We start from the raw sequence: 22,001 nt of genomic DNA on the forward strand, positions 1-22,001 counted from the left end.
AACAAAAATCCTGATGCCTACTAAGTGGCGATCAGGATTTTTGTTTTTTTATTTAAGTAATGTAAACAGTGTTACTTTAAATGCATCAATATTAATATGTGCGCTTGTTGCGGCGCTAGTCTTTTTGCCAGTTGCTACAATCTTTATTTTGTGAGCTTTATTTGCAAGAGTTTGCGTCTCAAAAACATTCACTTTATACTTGCGGCTAGAAGAGTAAAGATCGATTTGCTTTACTTTTACTCCGTCAATGTAAATATCCGCTTTTCCCATAACTTTATCTTTTACCGCATAAAGGGTGATTCCAGTTCCGCTAAAAGCATATTCAAGAGATCCGGAAATTCCTTTGGTTTGATTTACCGTGCCTCCGGAAGCGCTGGTATATTTCGGCTTCGTCCAAACTCCTGAATATTTAATAGTAGAATCTGTATTTTCAACCATTCTTGCTGTTTGAACTGAAATAGATATACTATATTGCCCTGACCCTTTTAATGCAGTTGGAACGATATAATACAGTCCAGATTTACCTGGTTTAAATATGATCTTCTCAGACGAAGCAGTACCTGTCGATTTTTTAATAGCAGGCTTCTTCGGATCATATATAGTCGTTGAACCAATATTGAATAAAGAAAGATCAAAATTTGCAACCGCTGGCCCCGTTAAGGTAATCTCATATGTTTTCCCTTGATCCAAGCGTTTAGACCAAACGTCATTTACGTCTTTGAGTTCAGTATTGAGACTTCCTTTTACTGTCCCTGAGATTGGTAGACTACCTTTTATATCATCATCATAAACGAAAGTGAAAGGCGTTGAAAAAGGTGTCTCTGTTTTATCTTTTGTATTAATTACTACGGTGTAGTTATAGGATTTTCCTGGTACTGCAGTGGTATCCGTATAACTTGCTGAAGATATAGGCATTGTTTTAATTTGTACATAGTCTGATTGTGAAGATTCTTTGCGATAAATGCTATAGGATTCTGCCCATTGTACAGTTGTCCATGTTATAACAGGATATTTCTTGCCCATATCATAGGAAGCTTTTAATGATACAGGATTACTTCTTACAATTAATTTATCTAGATTGATCCCTGAAGCACTTTTTCTCGAAGCTGGATCACTTTTTCCTGTCCAGACAATTTTTACATTATGTCTGCCATAAGATGAAAAGTCTTTTCTAAAGATCGTTTGTTTTGCTTTAAAAGTACTGGCATAAAGCGATGGAGATCCAATCTTTATACCGTCTATGAAAATATCAGCAATACCTTGCGTAGGATCTTTAAAGCCTTGCCATTCAAAGCTGTCCCCAACAAAAGAAAAGTTCACTTCCCCAATTGAATTAAGGGCTTTGGCAGATTCCCCTGAATGTTGTGGATCAAATATAGGCATCCATTCCCCTAAGAAAGTCATGGAGTTGGAATCATCCTCATACGATCCTCCAAAATTACCGGTGAAGAGCTTGTAGCTTCCTGCACCTTTGTAGGCGTAGACATTTACAAAATAAATCCCTGTTTTAGGAGCAGTAAACTTAATTGTCTCATTGGATGTATTTACATTCTCAGAGTAGGCAAGCATGCCATTCGTATTTTCTATACTCGTTGTTGATTCATTGTACACATATAGATCAAAATCGGTACCTGCTAAGCCATTCAGAGAAAGTGAAAGGGCTTCTCCTTCTTTTAAGGACAATGCGAAAACATCGTTTTTATCTGTTGTCACATTTAGGTTGTCGTTTAAAACGCTATTTTCCAACGGCACTCCTGGAGTTACACTATCATCAAAGTTATCTAGATTCGAAGATTTAACAAGTTTGCTGCTGCTTACGAGCCCTTTTAGCGTTTCTAGGTTCTTTCCTTTTGTGCTTGTATACAGCTTTAGCATTTCCGGCGACATGCTTGGACGTAATCCTAGTAAAATAGCCGCGGTGCCAGTTGTATGAGGGGCTGCCATTGATGTTCCGCTATAGTAATCATATGCCTGTGAATAATCAGAAACATATTTAGAATTTATTATCGTTCTTGGATCATTTGGAACATTGGATTTAACCAAATCAGCAAAGTAGTATGGTGTTTCAAATCTATTAACATCATATTTTGTATTTTCATAGATTCCACCAGATAAACCTTCCACATTCAAACTTGGTCCCATATCAGGAAAAACAGTTAAATGTAAATAATCCTTAACAAGTGGTGATTTCTCTTGGCCAGATAGGGCATTCTGTCCAGTTAACAACAATTTCCCACCATTGGATAGGTAATTTTTTAACATATCGGCATCTGTTGTGGTTAAAGTGGTGCCTTCCTCAGAAAAAAAACCAAGACCGCTTCCTGTAAACCAAATGACCGCATCATAGGAAGCCAAGTCGTTACTGTTCAGGTAATTGGATAGGGATGAATCGGAATTAATCGTAATCGTTTTTAGTGAAGGATGGTTAGCCAATAGTTTTTGATAAATAGGCAAATAGTTTTTAAATAGGCCGCGAAGTTCAGGCTCGTCCTTAAATAATTCTGCAAGATCGCTTTCATCATCTTGGACAAGAAGAATGTTTTTGGACGGATCCTTTATTTCTAAGTAACTTAATGCTTTTTCAAAAGCTTCTTGCCTTTGTGCCTCGGAAATTTTTTCGTACCCAATGCCATCAAAGATCGCTTTATAATTGTCCCCGTCGATTTGGGCGGATGCTCCTGGCTGGTCAATATTCAATGCTTTTGTCAGTTCATCCAATGGGAATTTGGGAACTGTACTTAGAATGTCAACACCAGGGGCAGCCACATCAACAGAATTGTAACCATAATTTGAGAAAGGTGCTAATTTACCCTTGTTATCGACAGCAGCAACTGCTAATATATTTGCACTTTCAAAGCTCGCAGGATATGCTCCGCCTTCATCGTTATCCATTCCATCATTTCCTGCAGCAGCGACAAATAAACTATTACTATTCTCAATGGCTTCTTGGAGTAATGGATCGTATTCTCCTCCGCCCCAACTGTTATTTGTTATTTTTACGCCCATCGTTTTCGCGTACGCAATTGCCTCGATGGCATCTGATGTTGTTCCCCCATCAGGACCTAGAAATTTTATCGGTAAAATTTTCACGTTTGGAGCAACACCGATGACACCTTTATTTTCACTACTATCGTTTCCTTCTAATGCTGCAGCAATGGTTCCGGAGACGTGTGTACCGTGCTCATCCCCTTCAAGTGAATCATAGACAGTATTGTCATCATTATAAAAATCCCATCCATTGACATCATCAATATAACCGTTGTGGTCATCATCAACATTAGGTTCACCATTTAATTCTTTTGTGTTTGTCCAAATTTTTCCTGCTAAGTCAGGGTGATTGATGTCCACGCCCGTATCAATGACACCGACAACCACTTCTGGTAAGGTTGAACTAAATTTTTTCCATCCTTCAGGTGCATCTACATCTATATCTTTTAATCCATTAATCTCTTTTATAGGCTGTCCAGAATTGTCCAGGCCCCATAATTGATCATAATAGTTAGGAGAACTGTTGGTGTCAGTTGCATAATATTTGTAGTTAGGTTGTACGGATTCAATGGTTGAATCCTTTTTTAGTGTATTTATGTAATCACTGGAACTAACACCTGCAGGGATTTTTACAACCTCTGCATTAAAAGATTTTAATTTTTTCGTCGATTTTAATGAAAACTTCTTCTGAAGTGTACTGATTTCCCCAGTAGTCACTTTTTTCTTATATTTAATGATTAATTCGCCTGGTTCGTATTTATTTTTACTCTGTGAATCTCCATTTTTTAATTTTTCTTTGACCTCAGTTACTAAGTTATTTTGTGTCTTCTTATTAATAGATACCTTTTTGTTTACTGTTATTACTTCTTTCATTTGGCTTTTTCTAAGATTTTTACTAGAGTTAACCTGATTTTCACCCGTTACGACCTTAGTAGGTCCTGTTTGTGCAGCTGCCTGCCCTGTTCCTGTGAAAATGGTTGATGCTAACAGAAAGGCAGTAACCGGTAAAGTTAAAAGTGTTTTTTTCTTCATTCTTGCACTCCTTTTTTATTAGATTAATAGAAAATATTATCTATACTTGAAGAATTATACAATTATTTACAAGTCTATGATACATAAATCGCGTGACAAATTTCTTACTTTTTGGGTAAAACTTGCAATTGCTATTTCAAAAAAAAAATCCGGCCCAATTACTGAGCCGATTTCTTACATTTGCTTTAATTCTAACCTTCGGGCAACTAGTGACAAGGCATAATTAACGATGAAGTACATAAACGCCATCATGATAAAAACAGGTATCACATACGATCCCTTTTGGGCGTAAATAATTTGGCCATTGTGCAATAAATCCGGTAATGCAATGACAACAGCTAAAGATGTATCTTTAAGAAGAGAAATAAATTGACTAACGATTGGAGGAACCATTCTTCTTAGCGCCTGTGGCATGATGATATAGCGTAATGTCTGGATGTAGGTCAATCCAGAGGCCCGGCCTGCTTCCATCTGACCTTTTTCAACGGAGTTTAAACCGCCTCTGATAATTTCTGATATCATAGCTAATTCAAAAACGGTCAATGCGGCGATTGCCGCTGTCGTTATCTCCATTTCAATGCCAATTTCGGGCAAGGCAAAATAGGTAAAGAAAATGATAAGCAGTAAGGGAAGGTTCCGAATTGTCTCAACAACCAAGGCAAGTAGGGGCGAAACAACGGTTATCCGCGCATATCTAAGCGTGCCAATAACCCCCCCTATAACAAAGCTGAGCACAATCGAAATGGCGGCAACCTTTAGCGTGACCCCGAATCCCTCCAGCAAAAATTTTAAATTGTCTAGAGTGTATACTTCACTGAACGGTGCTAGAAGATCCATCTCTGCACCTCCTTAATGACTTCGAGCCATACGTTTTTCCAAAAATCCCACGCCCAAACTTAACGGGATCGTTAAAATTAAATAAAATAAGGCTACTAACACATAGGTATCAAAGGTTACATATGTCTTTGCCGAGATTAAATCTCCCTGATACATTAAATCTCCACCCGCGACAACGGCTAACAAGGATGAATTTTTAACTAGATTGATAAATTGGTTGCCAAGGGATGGGATGACGATCTTGATTGCCTGTGGAAGGATCACCATTCTCATTGACTGACCGTAACTCAATCCTGTTGAACGGGCCGCTTCCATTTGTCCTTTTGGAACAGACATAATTCCAGCACGAATGGCTTCGGCAATGAATGCTGCCGTATAAATGGTCAATCCAATCGTTCCTGCAGTCATTCCGCCAAAGTTACCAGCCAAGTAAGTAAAAAAAATGATCACCAGCACTGGGATGTTTCGAATAAATTCAACATAGGCCGTTCCAAGCCAGTTGAGTGGTTTAATGGGAGCCATTCGCAGGACAGCAATCAGAGTACCCAAAATGAAACTGGATAATAAAGCGATTAAACTAGCAATAATCGTTATTTTTAACCCTTGCAAAAATGCATCAATATTATCGGTAAGTATCGAGAAATCCAGCAGACGTTCACCTCCTCATAAAAAAGGATGAGCAGGAGCGAAACCTAGCATTCCTACTACTACCCATCCTGACGAGAAACCGTGTATATATGATTACTTTTTAATCCATTTATTCTTAATTTCGTCGTACTTGCCTGAATCCTTTAGACTTTTCAATGCTTTATTCAGCTCATCGACCAGTGATTTATTGCCTTTTTTAACAGCAATCCCGTAAGGCTCTTCTGTAAACGTACCACCGACCAGTTCAAATGATGGATCTTCTTCTGCCATCCCATAAAGGATTGCATCATCTGTTGTCAGGGCATCACCTTTACCTGCCTTTAAGGCTGTAAAGGCTTCTGCATAGTTTTCGAATTCAAGTACTGTTGTTTCAGGTGCTTTTTCACGAATATTGATCGTAGAGGTCGAGCCTTTCACAGCAAGCACCTTTGTTCCTTTCTTCAAGTCTTTAATGCTCTGAATCTTGCTTCCTTTTTTCACAAGCAATGATTGTCCAGCTTGAAAGTATACATCTGTGAAATCCACTTCTTTCTTTCGTTCATCCGTGATTGTCATCGTTGCGACGACCGCATCCACCTTACCATTATTCAGGAGACCTACCCTTGTTTTCGAAGTAACCTCTACATATTCTGGCTTCACATCCTTACCAAACATTTCTTCTGCCAATGCTTTGGAAATATCGATATCGAACCCTTCCACCTCACCTGTTGATGGATTTTTCAATCCAAACAAGCGAGTGTCATGTTTTACGCCAAATACAATTTTTTTGTCTTCTTTAATTTGGGCAAGTACATCCCTGCTGTTGCCTTTGGAGTCCTTGTCCCCACCGCATCCGGCAAGAATGAAGGCAGCCATTGTGGTTACTAATGCCATTTTCACTAAATTTTTTGTTTTGAACATTTCTTTTCCCTCCAATTAATGATTTAAGATACGGCTCAGAAACAAGCGCGCCCGTTCTTCACGAGGATGCTCATAAAATTCAGCCGGAACAGCTTCTTCTAATTTTCGCCCTTCATCCATAAAAACAATTCGGTCAGCCACTTCCCTCGCAAAGCCCATTTCATGAGTAACGATGACCATCGTCATGCCTTCTTTAGCGAGGTCTTTCATGACATCCAGGACCTCTCCTATCATTTCTGGATCAAGCGCTGAGGTTGGTTCATCGAAAAGCATAATTTTCGGGTTCATTGCAAGGCCCCTGGCGATGGCTACACGCTGCTGCTGACCTCCAGAAAGTTGGGAAGGAAAAGCTTCGGATTTTTCTAATATCCCTACCTTCTCAAGGTAATATCTGGCTGTATCATTCGCTTCCTTTTCTGATTGCCCCAAAACTTTCATAGGTGCGAGCGTGATATTTTTAAGCACTGTTTTATGTGGATATAAATTAAAATGCTGAAAAACCATGCCAATATTGCGCCTTAGTTTATTGATATCTGTTTTTTTATCCCCGACAGATATTCCATTTACGATAAGTGTCCCGTCAGAAATGGTTTCGAGTTGATTGATACAGCGGAGCAATGTACTTTTGCCTGATCCGGAAGGCCCGATTACCACGACTACTTCCCCTTGGTAGATTGTGAGATTAATATCTTTTAAGACATGAAAATCCCCATAAAACTTATTTACCTGTTTAAATTCAATCATTCTTGACCTCCTAACCTAAACAAAATATGGAAATTTTCAGAATTACTTACATGATATTCAGACCTTGTCCAATTCAAACCGCGACTTTTGACTCGTTTTTGGGTTAGTTAAAAAGGTGGATCATCAAAAAAGGTGTCAGGCACCATGTGAAAAATTCACATGGTGCCTGACACCTTTTTATTGATGCACTTTACCATCTCTTTTACTTACTTTTCCTTATTTTTTTGATTCTTGGGTGAATCGGTCTTTTTTAATCGGTAACCGACATATAGGACCAAAAACCAAATAGGTGCAACGATTAAAGCGACTCGCATTTCCTCAATAAAGGCCATTAATACGACCACAAATGCTAAAAAAATAAGTGCGAGGTAACTTGATACTGGATAGAGCGGCATTTTAAATGCTAGTTTTCTTATTTCTTCTTTTGTTTTTGATTGCCGGAACTTTATTTGTGTAATTAGAATAATTGTCCAGCTAGTGATAACGGCTACGGTTGCGACAGAAGAAATATACATAAATACTTTTTCAGGAACAATATAATTTAAAAATACAGCGACAAGTAAAATTGAGGACGAAAATAGAATGCCACGTTTTGGTGTCGAATGCTTGTTTAACTTCCCAAAATAGTGGGGTCCGTTATTTTGGAGTGATAAATTATAAAGCATTCTTCCTGTACTGAAAAGACCGCTATTAAAAGCAGACAAAGCTGCTGTTAACACGACAAAGTTAATAATATGTGCCGCACCAGGTATACCAACTTTATCAAAAATTAATACAAATGGACTGCCATTTGTCCCTACTTCGTTCCAAGGATATAAACTCATAATGATTCCTAATGCTGCAATATAAAAAATTAATATCCTCCAGACCACATTGTTAATGGCAGCTGGGATCGATTTACGAGGATTCTTAGCCTCCCCTGCTGTAATACCGACCAATTCTACCCCGCCAAATGAAAACATGACCAACACCAATGACATTAAAATACCTTGCAAACCATTTGGCATAAAACCGCCATGTGCCCAAAGATTGTTAAAACCGATTGGCTGACCTTGGTTGCCGATCCCTAAAAGGATCATTCCTAATCCAACCACAATCATTCCAATAATCGCAATCACTTTAATCATCGCGAACCAAAATTCAAACTCTCCAAATGCTTTTACACTAGTCAAGTTTATCATTGTTATCACAAGAAGTGTTGCAAGTGCTGTCAGCCATTGTGGAATATCAGGAAACCAATAATTCACATAAACACCGACAACTGTAATTTCTGCCATCCCGACGACAACCCACATAAACCAATAGGTCCAACCTGTTAAGTACCCCGCAAATGGCCCTAAATAACGATTAGCGTAGGAACTAAATGAACCCGAAACTGGATCATCAACAGCCATTTCCCCTAACGCTCTCATAATGGTAAAAATAACAAGACCTCCAACTAAGTAGGAAAGCAAAATGGACGGACCTGCCATCTGAATCGTTGCACTTGAACCATAGAACAAACCGACTCCAATCGCCCCTCCGAGTGCAATTAACTGGATATGCCTGTTATTTAGACCTCGTTGTAAATTCTCACCTTCGTGATTTTTGCCCACACCATGATTCCACCCTTCTTAATTATTCTATTAGAATAACTAAGTTAGATTCTCCTTTCCACATGAAAGAATATTCATTCAATTCAAACTTCTACTTCTTACTTCAATTATTACAAGAAATGCTCAGTAAAATATTCCTCTATTTCGTAATATTGGGTCGAATATGTCATTTATATAGGAATAATGTCATAATTCTATTTTACCCGTAATATTATTCATCAAACTATAAAGAAATGTAACAGAAGCGTTCTGTAATTCGTGTACTAGCACATGATAAAGTAGTACCATACGAATTTACAGGAGGTAGCAACATGAAAAACAATTACATGAAAGCATTAGTTGTAGCTTGTGTAGCTACACTTGCATTTATAGGTCTTCAAAATAATACGGTCGAGGCTATTACCAAATCCCCAGTTGTAAAAGGCGATAACCTTTCGGACCTTGGACAACAATATGGATTAAACTCTGAGAATATAGAAAAAGTTAATAAACGTCCTGACAATTGGGTTTATATAGAAGAAATGTTGCGAAATCCCAATCAACCGAAAGTAGTAACAAAACAATCATCAAAACCTGAATTTGAAAAAAAAGAAAAAAAGAAACCAGCCGTTACAATTTCAGCTAAAGAGAAAGACTTATTTGCCCGATTAGTAGAAGCTGAAGCAAAAGGTGAATCCTATGAAGGAAAAGTAGCAGTTGCGACTGTCGTATTAAATCGAGTTGATTCTCCTGATTTCCCAGATACAGTTACAGGTGTAATTAAACAAGTTGTTGGGAATTGCTATGCCTTTTCACCTGTTCAAAATGGAGAAATTAATAAGCCAGCATCAAATGAGTCGAAACGAGCAGTAGAAGAAGCACTAACCAGAGATGATCGTTTAAATGATTCTGTTTATTTTTATAACCCAAAAATTGCAGAGGATGAATGGATTCGTACTCGTACAGTAGTAAAGACTATTGGGGATCATGTTTTCGCAAAATAAAGGTTAAAAAGCCGTTGAATGACGGCTTTTTTAGCTTGTAAACAACGTTCTTAATCATCCTTACGGTTGAAACCATTTAAAGGTTTGTTGCTTGAAAGGTATCTCCTCCCTCAATTGTGCCGTTTTTGAATCCTTTAGTAAACCAGCGTTTTCTCTGCTCGGAAGTTCCATGTGTAAAGCTTTCAGGAACCACATAGCCCTGTGCTTTTTTCTGGATATTATCATCACCTACAGCATTTGCTGCATTCATTGCCTCTTCAAGATCGCCCTTTTCTAGGTATCCCTTCCCTTGCGCGTAGTGGGCCCAAACCCCTGCCAAGTAATCAGCCTGCAATTCAAACCGGACCGAGTACTCATTGTTTCGCTTTTGGGCTGGTGAAACCTGTTCCCCGCTATGCAAAAGGGTCTGGACATGGTGACCTACCTCATGAGCAATTACGTATGCTATCGCAAAATCACCAGGTGCCTGGAATCTCTGTTTCAGCTCCTCATAAAAACTAAGGTCAATGTAGAGCTTGTGGTCGCCTGAACAATAAAACGGCCCTACAGCCGAACTAGCCGATCCACAGGCCGATTGTACACTCTCATTGTACAAAACAAGCTTAGGATTTTCGTATTGCAGCCCTTTCTTCTTGAATTGATCTGACCATACATCCTCTGTATCAGCCAGAACAACAGAAACAAAGCCTGCCAATTCCTTCTCTTGAGCAGATTCTTGATAAGGTGCTGGTGCTTGAGTATCCATATTATTAGCAGAATTGTTGCCTATAATATCTCCTGGATTTCCTCCTAGGAGCGTAAAAAGGAGAACGATAATAATAGTGCCTATCCCGCCTCCAATCATGGTTTTGCCACCCATGCCCATACCTCTTCTGTCTTCAACGTTTGAGCTTTGCCGTCTTCCTTTCCATTTCATTTTTTTCCTCCCTCAAAATTAACCAATTAACTATTCCATAATGTTATACCCACAATAGAGAGGATTAAAATTGTATAGATTCTGGAAATTATCAACCTGTCAGCAGTGCTAATAGAAAACGGCTCCCGGAATTGGAAAAATTCCGGGAGCCGTTTTCTATTTCACTTATTAATCTGCCAGCTTAACATGCTGTTTCCCTAGTTTTCAGCAACTGTCACGCTACTCTTGGGAATTTTCATTTCCTCATCGAGTTAGGATCCATTACCAATATAACGATCAAGAAACATAACCATTTCCTTATAGGCAATCATTTTATTTTTCTGTTTTATGATGGAATGGCCTTCATCTTCGAAGGCAATAAAGTCAACTAAGTGATTTCGTTTCTTTAGTTTATCCACGATTTGCACAGATTCTTTTATGTGGACACGCGGATCGCCCTTCCCGTGAATAACTAATAATGGGGTGGTAATTCGATCTGCATAATTTAATGGATCAATTCTATCAAAAAATTCTCCGTCTTTTTCAATTGTTCCATATTCACTCTCCCGGTGCTTCTTACGCCACGGACTTGTTGTTTGAAGGAACGATCTTAGGCTGGACATTCCCACTATATCAATAGCAGCGGACCAAAGCTGTGGATAGTGACTGATGGCAGCAAGAACCATAAACCCGCCATAGCTGCCCCCCATGATCCCGATCTTTTTAGAATCTACATTCCCGTTCGCCTTTAGCCATTCCACTAAAAAAACGAGATCCTTTACTGCGTCCATTCTTTTTCGGACATCATCCAAATGTGTAAACTTTTTTCCATAACCAGTACTTCCCCGAATGTTTGGTGTACAAACGGCATAACCCTGGTTTAGTAAATACTGCAGAACGGGGTTGTATACCGCACGAGCTTGACTCTCAGGCCCGCCATGAATGTAAATTACAACTGGAAGTTTTTCAGTGGAATCTTTTGGCTTTGAATAAAAGGCGGGAATTTCGAGGTTATCAAAAGAGCGAAAAGTTATTAGATCCGGTTCAACAAATTTATTTTCCAGCACTGGTGAGCGGGAAACATATGTAAGCCTCTCCGGCAGGATGGTCTTTAGGTCAAGTTCCCAGATATCAGAGGGATATGCCGCTCCCTTAAACACATAGGCTAGTTTTTGGCTATCAGGGGAAAATTTTAGATTTGATATGACTCCGATTGGAGTTTTCCACGTATAAAGGCTACTTCGATTTATGTCTAGAAGTACCCCCTTGGAAATTCCTCCCTCATTTATCGAATAAGCTAACAAATTTTTATCATCATTCATTGCCAATTCCTCAAAATCCCACTTTCCCTGCTCTAGCCATTCGAAATGTTTGGTTTTTAAATTAATAAGAGCAAGCCCATAGAATTCTCTGCCTTTATTCGATAATAAATAAATATGGTCCGCATTCTTATTAAAATGGGCATCTTTAAAACTAGCTTCCCCTGTATGTTCTGTTAACCAGTTCATCGCCCCTGTTGAAAGGTCGATTATACCTAAATCATTATCTAGAGGAGAATTTGTCTTCTGAACCAAAATGGATTTACCGTCAGGAGACCATTTAACCACTGAAAATATCCCATCACCAGCATTCAGAAGACGAAAATCCAACGATTCCAGGTTTTGAATATATATATCAAAAAAAGCTAGATTCCGGCGATTACTCGACCAGGCAATCCATTTTCCATCTGGAGAGCTTCCTCCATAACGGTGTATATGGTCAGGTGAGTTTGTCAATTCAATTATTTTTCCATCTTCCTTAAGTAAATACAATTGCTGATTTTCATTGCCGCCATCATCCATACCAATAATTAAATTAGATTTACCATTTAGATAGCTGATAAAGGTGATTCTTTCTTTTGTAAAGGAAGTTTGGACAGGCCATCCGTCACTGCCTTCCCCTAGATTAAGTTCCCAAACTTGTGGCAAACCAGTATAATCAGCGATAAAGCTTATCTTGTGACCAATTGGATCGTATACTGGATTTTTGGCAAAACGAACATGCAAATACGGTTCTATACCAATGGCAACCATAAACATCCCCCATTCCATTAAGGCATTAATTGAACACTCAAGAGAATATGTAAAAGAGTCATTAAGAATGTCATGAATCTTTTATCCATTAGAAGGATCAATTAAGTTTGCATCACTCTATCCAATCCATTATATTTACAACCAATCCATATTATTCTATATGGCTGGAGTAATGTTTAATAACCTATAAAAGAAGAACTTTAGAAACCACTTGTTTGATTCTATCACAGATAAAGCAGAGTCTTCCCGTGTATGGGGAGACTCTTTCCTTTCCACTCCTTAACTCATTAATTAACTGAAAATTCACAATAATGTAAAGCAGATTTAACAATCCTTCTTTAAGCTAAAGAAGTAACCAACTAGAGGATTTGGAGGCGAGAAAAGAGTGAGAGAAACATTGAATTGGAACGTATTGAAAAAAGCAGTAACTGCTTTAGTTCTTACGACTACGTTAGCTGCGGGCATTGTTATGGCCTCTGGTGAACCGGAGACACCAGGCGTACCCAATAACACCGAGAATACTAAGAACCGTTTCATTCAAGTGCAATTACTCGGCGTAAACGATTTGCACGGACAATTAAACATCACCCGCAAATTTAACCGAAGGGATGTGGGCAGTGTTGAGTATCTAGCTGCCTATTTGAAGCAAAAGAAAGCAGAAAACAAAAATACCCTTTTGGTTCATGCAGGTGATATGGTTGGCGCAAGTGCACCCGTCTCCTCGCTTCTGCAAGACGAACCAACGATTAAAGTATTAAACACAATTGGCTTTGACTTAGGAACCCCAGGTAATCATGAATTTGATCAAGGCGTGAAAGAAATGATGCGGTTGATCCATGGCGGGTTCCACCCCAAAACAGGATTTTTTGAAGGTGCTCAATTCCCCTATATATGTGCTAATGTAATTGATGCAAAGACGCGAAAACCTCTCCTCCCTCCCTATAAAATTATCAGTCTGAATGGCATATCTATCGGATTTATTGGCATTGTATTGAACGAAACACCCACGATGGTTAATTTGAAAGGAATAAAAGGTGTAAAATTCATTGATGAAGTGGAAGCCATTAATAAATCGGTGGCACAACTTAAGAAGCAAGGTGTGAAAGCTATCGTCATACTGGCGCATAATGACGGCAGGCAGTCCACTCCAAACGGCGCTGCTACTGGAGAAATCGTCAAAATGGCCAAAAGGGTAGACAATGAAGTGGACGTGATGTTTGCTGGTCATAGCCATACCTATCTTAATACGGAAGTAGATGGAAAGCTGCTTGTTCAAGCTTATTCCTACGGAACGGCGTTCTCCGCCGTCAACTTAGAGATTGATCCAGTAACGAAAGAAATCGTGAACAAAAAGGCGGAAATTGTCATTACCTATCAGGACGCTATCAAACCGGATAAGGAAATCAAGGAAATGGTGGAAATGTACGAAGCTGAAGTTGCTTCCTATGTTATAGAAGTCGTTGGCACGGCTGCACACGACATTTCCAGCAATCGAGACGAAAACGGTGAATCAGCTTTGGGCAATCTGATTGCCGATTCGCAGCGAAAAGTGATGAATTCTGATTTCTCTTTTATGAACCCAGGTGGAATTCGGGCAGACCTACATGAAGGAGAAGTAACCATTGAGGATTTGTTAACCATTCAACCGTTTAAACGCAAACTCGTTAAAATGACGTTGACCGGCGACCAAGTCCGCAGCCTTTTAAATCAGCAATGGCAGCCGGGCAAAGTGCGAATGCTGCAAGTTTCCGGTTTAAAATACACATGGGACGGAACAAAACCTGCGGGAAGTAAATTGAACGATATTTTCACTACAGACGGGACCGCGATTGATCCAAAATCAAGATACACCGTTACGGTAAACGACTACATGGCGGACGGCGGGGACAATTTCACTGTCTTACTTAAAGGGACAAAAAAAGTCATTGGTCCAGTTGACATAGATGTATTTAAAACTTACGTGAAGCAACTTAAGCAACCGTTTACCTCTTCGATCGAAGGCCGAATAAAAAAAATAAATTTTCCAAGCGGTAAGAATTAACATATAGAAATTTTCCACCTTTTGAAGCAAAAAAAACGCACAAATTCTAGTTCGAAAACCGATGCTACGAACACAGAACAAACCGTTGATAGGTCACAAAGCGAAGACATTAATTCTGAGCATTAAGGAATTATAAACATGGAAAATTGAACGAGACGGCTGCTGCCGTCTCGTTTGTCTTTTTCTATTTAGAAATAAACTAGAGTTCCAAAACACTCTTCTTCCATACATAGGGCTTTATCTTCTAAAGAATTAATTAGGTTAGAGTCAAAACGTTTGTAAAACTCTCATAGAAGCATCATAAAACTTTATCATTTCAATCTTAATTATATAAAAAAAGTAGACCGGGGTCCCGTCTAATAAACCTGCCTAACTATGCAAGCTTCCCTTCAACCAAGGACGATGTCGATAGGGACCAATCGGAATTTGGATTAGACTGGTTCTTCCTTGTGGATCCATCTTGTAAATCTGATCACTCAAATTCGCATCAAACCCGAGGAGTGGGTGCCCCCCCATTCCGAGCGCTGTCGCCGCTAACAGTAATCGTTGCACGAGCATACCTGCCTCCATTTGTTGGATGCGGTATCCTCTGTAACCCAATGCTGTACTGAATGGTTCCCTGTCTCCCGCCACATGCAGGCAAAGCGGTACTTGGAGCAAATTTACATTATCTAGAGACATTCCGGATTGCAACTGGAGTCGATGATCTCCAAGATGTACCTCTCGTAACGCATGAGCAGTGCTGTCATAATGATAGGCACCATTTGGAATACCTTCAACATTATACAAACATCCATATATTGAAACTCGAGGCTCGTTCTTCCGATATGTTCTATCCAAATCATTCCGATACGAGAAGGATGACGTTGCCTCCTGCAATAGCGTGGCCAGTTGATGCTGACTTACCTTTTTCAAAACAAAATCCATATCTGGTGAAAAACGCTTTCGGCAAATCGCTGCCAGATCATATGACAACCGGTTCACGAGGGGCAGAGCTTCCGCTTGACTGTCACAATTAAAACTCTCTTTCGCCGCGATTAGACTAAACTCTTTCGTTGAATCAAGCATGGACGCTTCATTCAACTTTGTTAACATCGGATACTCTTTGACCCTCTTTGACCGTACATAGTGATGGGGCTGAATAGCAGTTAACTCTCTACACAATTCAGTGGCATAGACAACACTGTCTATTTCACTCCCATAAGAAGACCAGATTGTAGGCTCTACCGAAAGCGGGATAACCGCATAAACACTCTCTTCCTGTTCGGAAAGCCCTACAAGATGGTTAATGGCCCGATCAAGAAACTGGAAGTACACCCCCGATGCAAAGCCAAATCGTTTTGCTACTTCCAGTAACTGTCCAATCACCACGCCGGCATCCAACCCTTGCAGACGGTAAGAAAAGTTATTGTATTTAAAGAAATTCTTCCAAAACATGGTCGACACAAATACAGTACCAAAACAGGCAGACACGTCACAGCGATTATCAAGAGCACGGGCTATATATGAATCGAAATTTCCTTCTCGTAGCAATACCAAGCGGTGATGAGCTACATCATAATGGTACATCCCAACAGGCAAATCCTCTATCTTAAGATAAACATATAATTCGTTTGGATATAATGCCCCGCCGGAAGGAGCGAACCGCCGATAAGACTGTACTAGATTCGACGTTTTATCTGAGGAATCAAAGGGAAACACTGACTGGCTAACTTGAGCAATGCCATATACATACCAGAGAAAATGACCAACTTTGCAAAGATCAGGCTCAGCGGGCGGTTCTTTCCCCTCAAGTGTCAGCGGTACTTCTAGAGAAAATGGTACTGCTGGCAAGCCACGGTAAAGCTTATATGGAAGTGGCGCATCTTCCCAATCTACTTCCCAGTTAGGCACGCTTGCCTTATCAATATCAAAATGTAGATTATGCAAAAATTCCTCTAGACTCATCCTCCTTGCCTCCTAGTAGCCGCTTATGGAAACGGATGCGGATGTGGGTTTAGTTTTTCAAGTGTCAGCGGTAGATTTGAATATCCGAGTTCCATCGGTACCCGGAGCACCCGATCCAGCCCCGTTAAACGGGAAAGATGTTGTCCGAATGTCATCGGCAGCATCCCCGGAATCAGCACCTTCACGCAATAAAGTCCGTTCCGTTTCAATTCTGGTGCCGTTTGGTCTACCACAATCACATCAAGATTTATTTGGCGAAAAACTTGAAGAATGTCTAGCAGATCATCAGTAAGGTCTGTGTGTGTCGACTTCCACTTGAATTCCTCTGCAAATGTTCGCAATGGACGATTATCTTTAAGTAAAAAATCCAGGCGCTCTTCCGCTTGCGGCAAACCGTATAGCATGCCATGATCTTCCATCTGCTGCACCAGAGATGAATCTTGCAGCATTCGGCTATACTCCTCCTTGTTCCCTTCCAATTTCTCGTCAAGGGTCAGCATCATGCCAGCCAACTCATGAACCGCACTCTTAACCGCCCTTACCGGGTCGAGATGTGCTCCAGCCGCAAGAATGAGATTCAATCCCTTTTGCTTCCTGTTTTTCGCAATCGCACAAATACTTGGAATTCCGTGCTCCATCGTCGAGTTATACAAATACAGATCATATCCCGCGACCGCCCTCATACGTTCGATCATCAACTGCAAATCTTCGTCGTCAGCCGAAGAAGGGTCAAGACGCGGCAGGTTCAGTTGTGCGTACCAAGTCATCAGAAATGAATCACGCTCCACCACTTCCATAATTCCGTAAAAAATAGCTTCCTCTAAACTTCCGCCTAACGCGCATCCGTTGGAAGTTTCATAGACAAAACCACGCTGGCCGCAGCCCAAGCTGTAATAAGCAAGCAACTCTGGTACAAGAATCGGACGCTCTTCCAAAAATGAATAACCCCATACCCAATTCATTGGTCGTTCAGGATGAAACGGTTGAAAAGGGAAACCAGGCTGCTCATACTGTTTCTTGGCGTGGACACCTACTTTAATCGGATTGAGTGCTTTATTTTTCAAATTGCGGAAACTATCAAAGACTACTGTACGTTTACCGCGTGGCTCTAGACCGCAATACCGCTCCAGTCCTTCTAAAATGGCAGTCAACTCACTTACCTCATATGAATTTGTCCGGCCGGCTGTTCCCTCATCCCCCTCGAACAAAGGCAAATTAACACTGACATCGGCAAATGGCGGCACGAGGTCAACCATTTTACCATTCAAAAGGCCAGTTCGATAATCTAGATAGTCTTTAGCTAAAACTTTATTCAGATCATTCACCGAACGGCAGCGGTAACTGCCGGGGCTGATTTTTGGGCTTGGCTGCAATGAAATTCGCGCATCTTCCTCCGAATCGTCTGGTAAATGGCTGCAAACCGGACACAACGGGACAGGCAGAAAGGAATGCCATGAACTCTTTAACGTTTTCAAATTGATTAAACATACCTGACCTTCCGAAAGAGCATGAGTACCTTGCAAAATTCGCCGTACCTCCGCACTAAGCTGTTGTCCCAGCTGCAAGAGTCCTGTATTCGATGCCCATCCTTCATGCTGCATTCCTCTGAACTCCTTCAGCCTCTGCTGCATATCCCACATCTCTTTACGATCTCGTCCTGCCATGAGACGTCTCATGTCCGCACACTGAGTACAACCCGATTTCCCTCGCCGAACTAGTGGCCCTATTACACCTTCTCCAAATGAAACGAAGCCTCTCAGCCAAGGCGTGTCTGTTCGTCGAAACAGATCTTCTGCCTTTTGATGAAAAGAAGGATTCCAAACATCCTGTAGCACCAGCGCCAAATCAGTTTTTTTCGGTACAACTGCCTCGAATTCGGTCTGGCGAACTACATGGTAATGGGCAAACAGTTCTTCGCACACACTGTCCGCCACAACCCCTTCTCCAACAACCAACACGACAGCGCTCACCTAGATTCCTCCTCTCGAAGCAACACACCAAACACCCCTGCCAATCCTTCTTTCAAAAATGGTTCCATTTCTTGTTCGAACACCGAAAGCCGCATATGATTTCGTTTCAAGACTTCCATAGCGGTCTGCAAGTTCTCGGATTGTATCCTCTCTTCACATGCAGGGATTACAAGGTCTTCCGGCACCTCTTCTTCCAGAAGCAAGGAAGATCCATCAAACGCTATCGCTGTGAAGCTAGCTTTTGGGTTTTGGACTTTGATAAGAGCTTGTTGTAACGCCTTCCGTAATGCCCATGTAATATTCAAATCTACACTGCGATACCATCCGTCACTCGTACCGAGCCATACCACAGGGAAACCGGACACTTCCTCTCCTAAACAGATAGCAGGTGGTCCCTGTATCGTATTTAGCGCCTGCAAATAAAACCGGCAACGTTCATCTTCTACAGCACTCAATCGCACCCGAGATACAGGTACCCTCTGATCATGCTGTTGAATGTTCAGCTCTTCGACCAAACACTTTTGCAACCCACGGCAAACACCTTCTGCGAATGTTTCCCCTGCTCCAACCCCAACAAATTCCTGCAATTCTAGCATTCTACCCTCAACTTCCTGATGTAGATTTAGATTCGGATGGTGCAAACCGACTATTCGTGACACATAGGCTTCGATTCCGGCAAGACCGGCTTCCCTTCGTGCCTCATCATGTGTTAGACCTGAACAAACAATTTCATTTAACAGCTCTGCCGGTCCCTCCGACAACGGGTCGACTGCTTGAACACGACACTGAGCTAATGGCAGCTGCTTTAAATCCTCCTCCTCCCAAATATGGAAAATCCCTGACTCCTTTGAAGTCAACTGATAGAAGTAAAGAAGTAATTTACTAGGATCACTACTGCTTAATCCCTGTTCAAGCCTTCTAGAGAAATCTTCAACCCATTTATTCGATATTCGTCTGGTCACCTGTGGATGAGGCAAGAACGAATGCCAGTTTCCTTCTAATGTATCTAGATCAAGCAGGAAGAATTGATTCTTTTGTTCCTGTTCGGTTACTCCTGTAACCTCTTTAAATAATTCAAATACGATTACATTGGCCAACATTGCTCTAGCTGTGGAAGAGAAAGCAGGTAATTTCTGCTCTTTGATTAGCACAGATTGGTGCAAGCGGCGCCACGCAGACTCCCAGCACGCCTCAGAATCTGGATGTACTAACGGACCCGCTATTCCCACCTGCTGTAAGCAAATAGCAGGGAGGAAAGCCTTCTTTTCTTCCCTACAAACCGTATGAAGAAGTCGCAGTTCCTCCAGATTGCCCTCCTGTGATACATACAAAATCGAATCAAACGGCTGCACACTCTCCCGCCAAAAACTTACCCCGTCCTCCTTTAGGTTGACTTCCTCTACTGCCACTTCAGGGTCTGACTTATAGGCATGTGCTATAAGTTCCATCAACCGCCGTCTATTAGTCGGTACCGTGTCGGTGATTAGTAGTTTGAACTTGGGCAGTCCGGATTCAAGCAACGAAGAAACCAACGAAACAAAAAAAGGACCAGAGCCAACTGCCAATACTTTGGCCTGACGATAGGTTTGGAAACGGTATGCCCCCGAATCGACAAAACTGTCCACAAATTCTATTTGAGAAGCATGTCTTTTAAGAACTTGATCCTCCAATTGATGCGCATCGTCTTGACTTACATCTCGGACAAACCCATTCCGAAACAGCACTTCTGCAATTTCATACACCCGATCCCTGTATGGGCCCGGTAATCCCTCTGTCAAATTCCCTAAAGTGTACTCCCCGTTGAACATCGGTATCAGCTTTTCAACCCACTGATCGATCGTACTGCCTTCCATACGGAACGAGCTTATATTGTTCCGAAAATACACACCATTGTTTGAATCGGGGAGAAAAAACGTGTCCCTTTTCACTTTCAGACGCATAGAAGGGTTCAAACTTGTCATTTCGCTCCTCCTTAGCCGTAGCTTTACTCCATTCTGTAACATCACTTCACTATAATTCTATGTACAGCAATTTGTCCCTTATGTCTAAGCTAATAGAGAAGAGCCCCTACAAAAACTCATGCAGGGACGGTCTCTTCTCCTTAACAATCAGTTTTACATTAGAAAAATCGAACGATTAACCGCCGCACCGATGTCCACCGCATCGATGGCCGCCGCCACAATTAGAGCAATGAGAGCAATTAGAACACCTAAAGCAACTAGAGCAACGGAAACAACTAAAGCAGTTAAAGCAGTTAAAGCAGTTAAAACAGCTAAAGCAACTAAAACAACTAAAACAGCGGCCAATACCACCAATACCACCAACACCACCAACACCACCAATACCACCAAAACCGCCCATACCACCGAATTGTCGAGACTGGTCAATGTAGTACTGGTTTAGGTCTAAAGGAACTGCTTGGCTCGCTTGGAAGTCGCCAATATTCAACATTTGGAGTTCATTTTGTAAAGGATTCATTTTCATACCTCCATCTATTTAAATTCATCAATTTGTGCCGGCACATGAAAAGGGGAACAAAAATAATCTTAAAAATAATGTGTAACAGGTGGATCCACCAATACTTCAAGTACTCTCCCCATCAAAATATGAAAAATGGGTGGGTATTGCTACTGATTCAAAAGCCTATTTTTATTGGAAATCCATAAGGTTTTGCCTAAAATGCTTACAATACTAGATTTAAACTAAAGTGCTAGAGTGTACTCAATAAGGAAGCGGACAAGTATCTATCAGCGGATATTCTAGCTCCATCAGCAGATTTTCGAATTCTATTAGCGAATTAGAGTTTAAGTTAATTTAGGAATCCATAGAAAAAGGGACTAACCAATCTTGTTAGTCCCTGACTTAAACAGTAAATTTATATCCATTTTTGCTTGTTTACCGATTATTCCTCATACATTCCATTAGGTCTGCACTGGCATCATCTATTTTCTCTCCTCTTGTCAGGAGGACTACCACACAAAATGGCCTATATTGAATCAAACAGAGCATCTTTTATGACCTAGTTTCATACATAAGAAAAGTGCATTATTTCAAATGCAACAAAAGAAATTCCAGGGAGGAAAATCATGATACAACAAACAGTAACAATTAACAGAAATGCAGGATTATATGCTCAACCGGTTAATCAATTAGTTCAAAACGCGTCTCGATTTAAGGCAGATATCTTCCTTACTTACAAAGGACGAAAAGTTAATGTAAAATCGGTACTCGGCGTTTTATCACTAGCTATCCCTAAACAAGCAGAAATTATCTTAGAAGTTTCCGGGGACGATGAAAAAGAAGCATTAAGAGAGGTCATTCAAACGTTGGAGACGCTAGAATAGTAGTG

The 22,001-nt window shown here is 40.7% G+C and carries 15 protein-coding genes; 3 read left to right on the plus strand and 12 right to left on the minus strand.

Annotated elements, in window-relative coordinates; translation table 11 throughout:
* Positions 1–48: 48 nt before the first annotated feature.
* The 6 genes from KW850_RS22260 to KW850_RS22285 form a co-directional block, all read right to left on the minus strand.
* Positions 49–4,020 (minus strand): S8 family serine peptidase, encoded by a 3,972-nt coding sequence (locus KW850_RS22260; RefSeq protein WP_218349946.1) that lies wholly within the window; start codon positions 4,018–4,020, stop codon positions 49–51.
* Between the two features lie 174 nt (positions 4,021–4,194).
* A complete protein-coding gene (locus KW850_RS22265; protein WP_218349947.1) occupies positions 4,195–4,857 on the minus strand; it encodes an amino acid ABC transporter permease in 663 nt (220 codons plus the stop codon).
* A gap of 12 nt (positions 4,858–4,869) precedes the next feature.
* Positions 4,870–5,508 carry an amino acid ABC transporter permease gene (locus KW850_RS22270; RefSeq protein ID WP_218349983.1) on the minus strand — a complete coding sequence of 213 codons (639 nt, stop codon included), beginning with the start codon at positions 5,506–5,508 and terminating at the stop codon, positions 4,870–4,872.
* A 90-nt stretch (positions 5,509–5,598) separates the two neighbouring features.
* Positions 5,599–6,405 (minus strand): transporter substrate-binding domain-containing protein, encoded by an 807-nt coding sequence (locus KW850_RS22275; protein WP_218349948.1) that lies wholly within the window; start codon positions 6,403–6,405, stop codon positions 5,599–5,601.
* Between the two features lie 15 nt (positions 6,406–6,420).
* Positions 6,421–7,149, minus strand: a complete 729-nt coding sequence (locus KW850_RS22280) for an amino acid ABC transporter ATP-binding protein (protein WP_218349949.1) — start codon at positions 7,147–7,149, stop codon at positions 6,421–6,423.
* Between the two features lie 206 nt (positions 7,150–7,355).
* The gene (locus KW850_RS22285; RefSeq protein ID WP_218349950.1) at positions 7,356–8,744 is read right to left on the minus strand and encodes an amino acid permease; all 1,389 of its coding nucleotides are present in this window, start codon (positions 8,742–8,744) and stop codon (positions 7,356–7,358) included.
* A 311-nt stretch (positions 8,745–9,055) separates the two neighbouring features.
* Between KW850_RS22285 and KW850_RS22290 the strand changes: the two genes are divergently transcribed.
* Positions 9,056–9,727 (plus strand): cell wall hydrolase, encoded by a 672-nt coding sequence (locus tag KW850_RS22290; RefSeq protein ID WP_218349951.1) that lies wholly within the window; start codon positions 9,056–9,058, stop codon positions 9,725–9,727.
* A gap of 76 nt (positions 9,728–9,803) precedes the next feature.
* On the opposite strand, the gene ypfJ is transcribed toward KW850_RS22290, so the two are convergent.
* The gene (ypfJ, locus tag KW850_RS22295; RefSeq protein WP_218349952.1) at positions 9,804–10,643 is read right to left on the minus strand and encodes a KPN_02809 family neutral zinc metallopeptidase; all 840 of its coding nucleotides are present in this window, start codon (positions 10,641–10,643) and stop codon (positions 9,804–9,806) included.
* Between the two features lie 251 nt (positions 10,644–10,894).
* A complete protein-coding gene (locus KW850_RS22300) occupies positions 10,895–12,694 on the minus strand; it encodes a S9 family peptidase (RefSeq protein ID WP_218349953.1) in 1,800 nt (599 codons plus the stop codon).
* Between the two features lie 385 nt (positions 12,695–13,079).
* Between KW850_RS22300 and KW850_RS22305 the strand changes: the two genes are divergently transcribed.
* Complete coding sequence (locus KW850_RS22305; protein WP_374226378.1) at positions 13,080–14,735, plus strand: bifunctional metallophosphatase/5'-nucleotidase; 1,656 nt, start codon at positions 13,080–13,082, stop codon at positions 14,733–14,735.
* 369 nt (positions 14,736–15,104) lie between these two features.
* Here the strand turns inward: KW850_RS22305 and KW850_RS22310 are convergent, their stop codons facing one another.
* From KW850_RS22310 to KW850_RS22325, 4 genes are all read right to left on the minus strand, one after another.
* A complete protein-coding gene (locus tag KW850_RS22310) occupies positions 15,105–16,682 on the minus strand; it encodes a SagB family peptide dehydrogenase (RefSeq protein ID WP_218349954.1) in 1,578 nt (525 codons plus the stop codon).
* A gap of 23 nt (positions 16,683–16,705) precedes the next feature.
* A complete protein-coding gene (locus KW850_RS22315) occupies positions 16,706–18,652 on the minus strand; it encodes a TOMM precursor leader peptide-binding protein (protein ID WP_218349955.1) in 1,947 nt (648 codons plus the stop codon).
* Positions 18,649–20,613, minus strand: coding sequence for a putative thiazole-containing bacteriocin maturation protein (locus tag KW850_RS22320; RefSeq protein WP_218349956.1), 1,965 nt, complete (start codon positions 20,611–20,613; stop codon positions 18,649–18,651). The genes KW850_RS22315 and KW850_RS22320 overlap by 4 nt, the downstream gene beginning before the upstream one ends.
* A gap of 175 nt (positions 20,614–20,788) precedes the next feature.
* Entirely contained in the window at positions 20,789–21,136 is a 348-nt protein-coding gene (locus tag KW850_RS22325) for a heterocycloanthracin/sonorensin family bacteriocin (RefSeq protein ID WP_308128837.1), read from the minus strand.
* Between the two features lie 602 nt (positions 21,137–21,738).
* On the opposite strand from KW850_RS22325, the gene KW850_RS22330 reads away from it, so the two are divergent.
* Positions 21,739–21,996, plus strand: a complete 258-nt coding sequence (locus tag KW850_RS22330) for an HPr family phosphocarrier protein (RefSeq protein WP_218349958.1) — start codon at positions 21,739–21,741, stop codon at positions 21,994–21,996.
* Positions 21,997–22,001: the final 5 nt, after the last annotated feature.

This window comes from Bacillus sp. sid0103 (assembly GCF_019219025.1).